Source organism: Streptomyces chiangmaiensis (assembly GCF_036281785.1).
Classification (GTDB): domain Bacteria; phylum Actinomycetota; class Actinomycetes; order Streptomycetales; family Streptomycetaceae; genus Streptomyces; species Streptomyces chiangmaiensis.
Genome location: NZ_JAYWVC010000408.1, coordinates 1 through 3,736, shown reverse-complemented (window position 1 = coordinate 3,736; position 3,736 = coordinate 1). Strand labels below are relative to the sequence as shown.

Genomic DNA, 3,736 nt, shown 5'->3' with positions numbered 1-3,736 from the left:
CCAGTACTCCTCGATCGGGTCGAGGATTCTCTACTCCGGGCCCCCTGAGTCATGCCATGTCCCTTCGCCGCAGAACTCTTGTCCCGTCAACACAAAAGCCGGCCCGCTCCGATCGGAGGGGGCGGCACGGTCACCCCTTCAGAGGCCGGCGTCCACCTCAGGCTCACCGGAAGACCCGAGTAAGACATCAGTCAAACGACTGCCGTGCGGTCTCCTGCATGGATTCGCACCAGTGCTGCGCTCCTCTGACGCCTGCTCAGGTCGTGCGGTCGCGGTGCGTCGTTGCATGGGCGAGCCGGTCTGTTTCGCTCTCCCATCCCCTCCGAGTCAACACCCCTGCTCGGACGGGGAGACGCCCACGTGAGCCAACCAGGTAAGCGTGTAATCAGCGACGGCACGCCAGCCGCCGTCAATGATCATCGAGTGACCACGGTCGACGAACTGTTTCAGTTCCGTCACTGCCCTGGAGTCTCCGTAGAGCTTGTACACGGCACGGGTGATGGCATCGGGGACCAGACAGTCCTCCTGACCCGAGATCAACAGGAGTGGGCCGCGCGTTGCATTGTCGGTCCGCACGGACGTACGACAGTTTCGTGCACTGTTCGCATAGGCAGCGTCGAACAGGGTGCGACCTGGGGACGGTATGGCGTAGCGCTCGAACAGGCACGCCGACTCCACCTCGGTGACCGCGTTCGCGATGACGTAGCGGAACTGCTCGGCGCTGAGCTCCGGCAACCGCGCGCAGATGTCCGGATCACTGAATGCCGGCAACTTGGCACAGAGGTGCGCAAAGGCCGACCCGAGCTGGACGCCCTTGATCGGGGCGGCGGCGATGGCCACTGCGCTCCGGCCGAGGTTCATGCCGATGAGCCTTTGAACGATCAGGCCGCCTATCGAATGCCCCACCATCACAGGCTCTGTGTCGAAGGACCGGACGATACGCGCGTAGTGGTGGACAACGTCGTCGAGGCCGACGACGGCTACGGCTTCCCCCCGTCGGCGGGCCTCGCTGACCGTGTCGGGCTCGCCCGGCCATCCAGGAGCAACAGGCTCGAACCCGCATGCGGAGAAGCGATCGATCCAGGGCTCCCAGCACGAGGCGTGCAGCCAGAACCCGTGGATGAAGACGACGGGCGTTCGGTTCGGCATCAGGGCCTGCTCCTGAGGATTGCTGACTGATCTCTTCGGAGTGCTGAAAAGAAGGTGCCGGGGAACCACGTTGATCGCGAAGGATCCGCGAGTCGGCGAGGCGTCGGCGGAGCGCCGGCACCGTACCTCGCGGGAGGGCGGGATGACCGTCTCAGAGCTCGGCAGGGCCACCCCGACGACTGTGGCCCCACCGCGCCAGTCTTCTCGATCTGGGACAACCATGTCCTGTGGCCATCACGCCATCGGATTACTGAGGCCCGATCGGTGCACGGGCAACAGGCCCGCTTCGAACGAACAGGCTGACCTGTCGGGCCCCGCTTGGAGCGCCGTAGCGTCATCGGCTCCATGGCAGCCCGATCGGACACGGTCGGGTGTCCATCGCCACCGCTCCCGCTCACCCGACCCACGGCCGGCAGCACGCCCACCGGCGGAGCACTGTACCCGTAGCCGCCCCGGTCAGGCCGGCTACGGGCCACAGGAGCCAGACAATGTTCGAATACCGCCATAAGTGAATCCACTAGCGGGACATGGCGGAAGCCTGAGTGGGTGTGATTTCTTGGAACACTACAAGAGCAACGTCACAAAGCACCGAGCGGGGGTCCTCGTGGCACAGCACGGCGGCGTTACCGGTGCCGACGGTCGAGTCGAATTCATGGGCTCTCAAGGGGAGCCTTTGGCGGCGAGACTCGATATGCCTGCAAGTGGCCCACGGGCTTGGGCGTTGTTCGCACACTGCTTCACCTGCAACAAGGACAGCAGCGCCGCCACACGGGTCTCTCGCGCACTGGCACTGCATGGATTTGGGGTACTGCGGTTCGACTTCACCGGACTGGGTGGATCGGGGGGAGACTTCGCCAACACCAATTTCTCCTCGAACATCGAGGATCTCCTCCACGCTGCCACATATCTGCGCGACAGCTTCACCGACCCCGTGCTTCTCATCGGGCATTCCCTCGGAGGCGCGGCGGTTCTGGCTGCGGCGGGGTACCTGCCAGAGGTCCGGGCAGTGGCGACCATCGGCGCCCCGGCCAACCCTGCCCACGTAAGCCGTCTGTTCGGCGACCGCCGCGCCGAGATCGAACGAGCCGGGCAGGCAGAGGTACGCATCGGCGGCCGGACCTTCCGCATCCGCCGGCAGTTCCTCGACGACATCGCCATGCAGCCACAGGCGGAACGCATCGCACGGCTCCGTCGCCCACTGCTGGTGATGCACTCACCCACCGACGAGATCGTGGACGTCGACAACGCACGTCACATCTTCGATACGGCCCGTCATCCCAAGAGCTTCATTTCGATCGACGGCGCCGACCACCTGCTCAGCCGACGGCGGGACGCGGAGTTCGTGGCAAGCCTGCTCGCTGCCTGGGCCGAGCGATACATCGAGGGCCCGGCCCCATCGGACAGCAGAAAGCAGCCCGGGCCCGTCCCAAGGCCATGAACGCGCGCCAAGGCCGGACGGCCCCTTCCCGCGACAGGCGGGACGGGGGAAGTACCAGACAGAATGGGGTGTGGGCTGTGACCGCTGCCCGTATCGAAGACCACGCGTTGCTCTCGGACCGCCATTCTGCGGCCCTCGTCACATCGGACGGCACGGTCGACTGGCTGTGCTTCCCGCGTTTCGACAGTCCGTCCGTGTTCGGAGCGATCCTGGACGAGGAGGCGGGATCGTGGTCGATTCGCCCGATCGGCCAAGCGGAGATCCAACGCCAGTACGTCCACGGTTCCATGGCGCTGCGTACGACGTTTCGTACGGCGGACGGCACCGTGGAACTCATTGACGCCATGGCTCTCGGACCGTCCAGCGATCCGCATCGCATCGGTGAGCACGCACCGCATTCCCTGGTACGGCGCGTGCGCTGTCTGCAGGGACGCGTCCGCGTAGAGATGCGGTACAGACCACGGCCCGAATACGGACTCATAAGCCCGCGCCACACGACCATCGACGGTGGGGTCGTATCCTCGGGTGGCTCCGCTCGATTCGTCCTGTCCGCGCCCGAGCTGGACGTCACGGCAGCTGATGAGGTCCGCACCACCATGGCACTGCGCGACGGAGACGTCCTGCATTTCGCCATGCGACACGCCCCACTCGGTGTGCCGTTGCCTCCGCCCTATGGCCAATGCGACATCGCCGAAGAACTTGAGGGCACCATTGCCGACTGGCGGGCGTGGTCCTCAATACACCAGCAATACCAGGGGCCGTGGGGAGATCTGGTCTGTCACTCTGGGCGTGTGCTGCAGGCTCTCAGCTACCAGCCGACTGGGGCGATCGTGGCCGCCGCCACCACTTCCCTGCCGGAAGCGGTCGGCGGCGAACGGAATTGGGACTATCGATACTCCTGGCTGCGGGATGCGAGTCTCACCATGGAAGCATTGTGGGTGGCAGCCTGCCCGGACGAAGCCCATGAATTCTTCGACTTCGTGACGACCGCAGCCGCGGACACACGCACAGGGAGTGCACTGCAGATCGTGTTCGGTGTCGGAGGTGAGCGCGACCTGTCCGAGCGCGAGCTGCCCCATCTGTCCGGCTGGCGGGCCAGCCGCCCTGTCAGGGTGGGAAACGGAGCCTGGACCCAGACACAACTCGACG

At 65.4% G+C, this 3,736-nt stretch carries 3 protein-coding genes; 2 read left to right on the top strand and 1 reads right to left on the bottom strand.

From position 1 onward, the window contains the following. Positions 1 to 327: 327 nt before the first annotated feature. Complete coding sequence (locus VXC91_RS43395; RefSeq protein ID WP_329512860.1) at positions 328 to 1,149, bottom strand: alpha/beta hydrolase; 822 nt, start codon at positions 1,147 to 1,149, stop codon at positions 328 to 330. A 721-nt stretch (positions 1,150 to 1,870) separates the two neighbouring features. Between VXC91_RS43395 and VXC91_RS43390 the strand changes: the two genes are divergently transcribed. Continuing rightward, a complete protein-coding gene (locus tag VXC91_RS43390) occupies positions 1,871 to 2,587 on the top strand; it encodes an alpha/beta hydrolase (RefSeq protein ID WP_329512859.1) in 717 nt (238 codons plus the stop codon). Positions 2,588 to 2,664: 77 nt separating this feature from the next. After that, positions 2,665 to 3,736: glycoside hydrolase family 15 protein (locus VXC91_RS43385; protein WP_329512858.1), on the top strand; the 1,072-nt coding region annotated here is incomplete at its 3' end.